The organism is Cobetia sp. SIMBA_158 (assembly GCF_046566945.1).
GTDB classification, from domain to species: domain Bacteria; phylum Pseudomonadota; class Gammaproteobacteria; order Pseudomonadales; family Halomonadaceae; genus Cobetia; species Cobetia amphilecti.
The window spans coordinates 1-231 of record NZ_JAWJYL010001197.1; the positions used below are offsets into that span (position 1 = coordinate 1).

The 231-nt window shown below is 45.0% G+C and carries 1 protein-coding gene; it reads left to right on the forward strand.

Translation table 11 applies throughout. The features are described 5' to 3' along the window. Positions 1–231 (forward strand): adenylate/guanylate cyclase domain-containing protein (locus tag R2R70_RS23535; protein ID WP_410979424.1); only part of this gene is annotated, 231 nt, incomplete at both ends.

Genomic DNA, 231 nt, shown 5'->3' on the forward strand with positions numbered 1-231 from the left:
TGTGTTTCTTTGGTGAACCGAATAGCCGCGGCTCGCGTCAAGATGCCCTAGATTGTGTGGCGATGGCAATTGATATGCGCCGAGAAATGCGTACCTTACGCCAAAAATGGCGGTTAATGGGGTTTGAAGGCTTATATATACGTGTTGGTATCACCACTGGTTACTGTCACGTTGGTAATTTTGGTAGTAATAGTCGATTAAGCTATACTATCATTGGCAAAGAAGCCAACC